Raw genomic sequence first — 4,529 nt, forward strand, 5'->3', positions numbered from 1 at the left:
TCTGGAGCGATTACGCACACTGCCCGAACACGTCTACAACCAGATGGTCATGGGCTGAAAAACGTGGGGATACCTCAGGACCTGACTGCTTGGGCCATCGAGCCAGGTGACCAGAAAGAGACGAATTCCTGCGCGTCCTGGGCAACGGCGCACACGCTGACCGGTTGGTATGCAAATGCAGGCAAGCAGAAGGAGACCCGCTTTGCGCCGATGTATCTCTACAGTCAGGTCAATGACGGTGTCGATGGAGGCTCCACGCTGGCAGCGCCGCTGGACATCGCCTTAGCCAAGGGCATCGACACCGCACAGCATTACTCGTGGGGCGATTACAACTGGAAGAACGCACCCACCAACGCAGATCATGCCAACGCGGCCAAGCACCGCACGCCCTATCAGAAATACACAATGCTCTATTCCGGCGATGGCAATGGCGGCAGCCCGTTGATCGATCAATTGAAGCGTGCGCTTGCCAGCTCCACGCCGGTCGCGATTGCTTTTTTAGTCCGCCAGGGCTTTGTAGATCTCAGCCCGACCAACCAGGTTGACCGCGACACCAATAGCAAGCCGATTGGCCGTCACGAAGTCATTGCGCTGGGATATGACAGCGACGGCCTGCTGGTCGAAAACAGCTGGGGCGCCGAATGGGGCAATAAGGGCTATGGCAAGCTCGCCTGGTCGGTGGTGGCCAAGGATGTGTTCCAAGCGGCCGTGGTTCACTGACGCATCGCGTGCGCTGCGTGGTGACAGCCTCAACGCGCATGCGCCCGTAGCACCATCGGTGAGTGCCGCACCCACCGCCTTGCCGCAGTCATCGGGCGCAGCAGACAGCGCGCCCGCACTGCGATCAGGCAGAAGGCAGTTGTAATGCGGCCACCGCGCCGCCGCCTTCGCGATTGCCCAGCGTCGCCTCGCCTGCGTGCAGGCGGGCGACTTCGCCCACGAAGGGCAAGCCGAGCCCGGAACTGAGCTGCCCGCTCTGCGGGCGGGCCAGCGAACAGAAACGTTCGAACACGCGCTCCAGTGCGTAGCTGGTGCGGTCTGCGACCAGGAGCTGCAGTTGTTCATCGTGCAACTGCGTGCGCACTTTGACAGTGCTGCCCTGCGGTGAAAACGCGATGGCATTTTTCAGCAGGTTGATCAGCGCCTGGCGCATCAGAAACCCGTCACTGAGCACGTGCTGCTTGCGCGCCACTGCAGCTGTGGCATCAATCTCCACCAGCACGCCCGCCGCTGCCGCGCGTGGCAGAACTGCGTCCACTGCCGCCTGCCAGCAAGCCAGCAAGCCACGGCAATACGCTCGCGCGTCTGCAACCAGCCGTGTTGTTCGACCTCGGCCAACGCCAGCAGCTTGTCGATGGTCTCGGTCAGGCGCAGCTCCTGCGCGCGGATGCTGCCGACACAGTGCTGGCGGTCGGCTTGCGGCAATGGCTTGGCCAACAATTCGGAGGTACCCCGGATCGCTGCCAGCGGGCTCTTCATTCGTGCGTCAGCGACTGCACGTGCTGCTCCACGTAGGCCTTGCATTCCAGCTTGCGGCGCATGCTTTCCAGCGCCTGGCCCAGGTGGCCGATTTCATCGCCGCGCGGTTTGGGCGGTGGCACCGGAATGCCAGCGCTCACCGCCTGCGCGTAGCGATTGAGCCGGCCGGTGCCGCGCATGAGCCACCAGGTCATCACGATGCCGATCAATGCGGAAATGCCGATCAACCAGGCCCCGCGCTGCAGGATATTGCGCTGGCTGGCTTCGATGAACGGGGCGATGCTGCGATTGGGCTGCGCCAGCGCCAGCACACCGATCAGTTTTCTTGCAGCGTTCGGCGCGTAGATCGGCGCGGCCACATGCATCACCGTGGCGATCGGATCGCCATCGGTTTCGGGGCTGGACCGCGCGCCATAGTCACCACGCAAGGTGCGATAGACATCGTTCCAGCGCGAGTTACGCGGCCCACGTCGCGGCCCAGCGAATCGAATATCACCACGCCGCGCGCATCGGTGACAGTGACGCATTACGCCACATCGTTCTTGCGGAACCGCCACACCCAGGCCTTGGGATCGCGCCGCTGCGCCGGCGCCACGTTGCGCGCGAAGCTGCCAGTGGCGATTGGGTGTCGACGGTGCGGTCGGCACTGTCGGCGCCGGCGTCCCAGCCGCGATCCATCAGCTGCGCGCGGCTCAGGATCGCGCCGGGGCGCTGCAACAACGCCGACAGCAGCGCGTACTCGTAGCGGGTCAGCGGCAGCAGCGCATTGCTGTAGCGGATCCGGCTAGCGTCGCAATCGATCGCAAACGCACCGTGCGGTTGCCAGCCCGGCTCGAGCACGGCGGCCACCGCGCGACGGCGCACAGGCCCACGTCCAGCACCACCACATCAGCCGGGTCGGCGCGCAGCCGCGCCAACGTGTCGCGACACAACAGGCAATGCTCGGGCGCATAGCCTTCGCTGCGCAGCGCATACAGCACGGCATCGGCGAAGGCGGCCTCGTCTTCGACGAGGAGCACGCGGGCGGTGGACTCGGACATGGCGCGCAGCATAGCCGCATGCTGGCGCGGCCCGTACACTGCCGCGATGAACTATCGCCACGCCTTCCATGCCGGCAACCATGCCGACGTGCTCAAGCACATCGCCTTGCTGGCGCTGATCGACACCATCAAGCGCAAGGACACCCCGTTCTTCGTGCTCGACACCCACGCCGGGCGCGGGCGCTACCAGCTCGGTGGCGAAGAAAGCCGTAAGACCAACGAAGCCGATGCCGGGGTGATGCGGCTGATGGCCGAGTCGACACTGCCGGAAGTGGTGGAACGCTATCTGCGCGCGGTGCAGGCCGAAAACCAGACCGTCGCGCGCCCGGCCACGCCCGGCCAAAAGCCCGCGCGCCCCGCTTCCGGCATCCAGATCAATCACTACCCCGGCTCGCCGTTGCTGGCCGCCCAAGCGCTGCGCGCGCAGGACCGCATGGCGTTTTGCGAGTTGCAGCCGGAAGGAGCCGAGGCGCTCAAACGCTTGTTCGCCAAGGACAGCCGTGTGCGCGTGCATGCCGGCGATGGCTACGAGGCGATTCGTGCCTTCGTGCCGCCGCGCGCGGGCGAGACCAAGATCGGACGAGGGCTGGTGCTGATCGACCCGCCTTACGAGTCGCAGGAGGCCGAGTACCCGCAGGTCATCCATAGCGTGCGCGAAACCCTGGCGCGCTGGCCGCAGGCGATGTGCATGGTGTGGTACCCGATCAAACTGCGCCGCAGCCTGCAGCCGTTCATGCGCAAGGCCGCCACCCTGCCGGCCAAGTCGGTGCTGGTGGCCGAGCTGCAGGTGCGCCCGGACGACTCGCCGTTGCGCCTGACCGGCAGCGGCCTGCTGATCGTCAATGCGCCATGGCAGTTCGACCAGGTGCTGGCGCCCGCGCTGCCGGTACTCAAGCAACATCTCGGCGAAGCCGGCGCCTCCACCCGGCTGGAATGGCTGCGCCAGGACGCCTGAATCATTGGAGCCAGCCGCCCCTTTGCCCTGGCTAACACGGCAGCATACTCACGACTGGATCACGGTATCGCTCAGTACAGTGATGAGGGAAGCACTGCCACCCTCTTACGGCCCCAAGCGGCGCCCCGGATTCATTCACGGTTGTGCGCTGGGCTGGTGCCAGAATCTTCCGATCTTGAAGGAACACCGGTCATGGCCATTCGCAATCGCATGCCTCCCTGGCATGAAAACTTCAGCCTGCCCAATGGCCGCACCCTTCTGCTCCGCCCGATCCGTCCTGAGGACGGTCCGCCGCTGCAGGGCGCTTTCAGCCTGTTGGAACCGGAGGAAATCCGCGAGCGCTTCGTGCGCTCCTCCGCCGAAATTACCCCGGAGATGGTGCAGCGCCTGACCCACCCCAACCCCAAAAGCGAAATCGTACTGGTTGCTGCCGAGCAATTGCCGCCGGGCGAAGCGCTGGTTGGCGCGGTGGCGCGTGCGGCATTGGTGCCGGGCACCCGTCAGGCCGAGTACACCATCCTGGTCAGCAGCTTCGTCGCCGGCCAGGGCCTGGGGCGGCAGTTGATGCGCAAGCTGGTCAAGTGGGCGCGGCGCAAGTATCTGGATTGCCTGTTCGGCGATGTGCTGCGCAGCAATGTACCGATGCTGCAGTTGGCCGAATCGCTTGGCTTCAAGCCACAGCCACATCCGGACTCGCCGGAGCTGGTGCGTATGGTGCTGGAGCTGGATGCCTGATTGGGCCGGATTCGGGCTTGGCCTAAAGCGGGTGGGTGATCTGTCGCTTGGTTGCAGGGCCCTTGCCCGCCCACCATCGCGGGACACGCTGCAGGTACGTCCTTGTAAGCTCTTACGCGGCATCCATGCCGCGTAAGGTCCCGCGACGGTGAGCGGGCAATGACCAGTCGAGATGGTCGGTGTGCAGGGTGCAAGCAAAACATGACCTGCGTTGTTTGGATAACGGCGCGGCCGCTCAGCTTCTGAGGTATCCCCACGTTTTTCAGCCCATGACCATCTGGTTGTAGACGTGTTCGGGCAGTGTGCGTAATCGCTCCAGA

Annotated in this window: 3 protein-coding genes and 2 pseudogenes; 3 read left to right on the top strand and 2 right to left on the bottom strand. The window is 64.8% G+C overall.

Annotation, left to right across the window (positions count from 1 at the left end):
• The first annotated feature begins 54 nt into the window (after positions 1 to 54).
• Positions 55 to 720, top strand: a complete 666-nt coding sequence (locus XpopCFBP1817_RS19575; protein WP_244171262.1) for a C1 family peptidase — start codon at positions 55 to 57, stop codon at positions 718 to 720.
• Positions 721 to 844: 124 nt separating this feature from the next.
• On the opposite strand, the pseudogene creC reads toward XpopCFBP1817_RS19575, so the two are convergent.
• Both creC and XpopCFBP1817_RS19585 read right to left on the bottom strand, forming a co-directional pair.
• A pseudogene (creC, locus tag XpopCFBP1817_RS19580) lies at positions 845 to 1,948 on the bottom strand (two-component system sensor histidine kinase CreC).
• 23 nt (positions 1,949 to 1,971) lie between these two features.
• Positions 1,972 to 2,531: pseudogene (locus tag XpopCFBP1817_RS19585) on the bottom strand (winged helix-turn-helix domain-containing protein).
• A gap of 34 nt (positions 2,532 to 2,565) precedes the next feature.
• On the opposite strand from XpopCFBP1817_RS19585, the gene XpopCFBP1817_RS19590 reads away from it, so the two are divergent.
• Entirely contained in the window at positions 2,566 to 3,474 is a 909-nt protein-coding gene (locus XpopCFBP1817_RS19590) for a 23S rRNA (adenine(2030)-N(6))-methyltransferase RlmJ (protein ID WP_128418361.1), read from the top strand.
• Between the two features lie 192 nt (positions 3,475 to 3,666).
• On the top strand, positions 3,667 to 4,209 hold the full coding sequence (locus XpopCFBP1817_RS19595) for a GNAT family N-acetyltransferase (protein ID WP_128418362.1): 543 nt from the start codon (positions 3,667 to 3,669) through the stop codon (positions 4,207 to 4,209).
• The last annotated feature ends 320 nt before the right edge of the window (positions 4,210 to 4,529 follow it).

This window comes from Xanthomonas populi (assembly GCF_002940065.1).
In the GTDB taxonomy this organism is placed as follows: Bacteria; Pseudomonadota; Gammaproteobacteria; order Xanthomonadales; family Xanthomonadaceae; genus Xanthomonas; species Xanthomonas populi.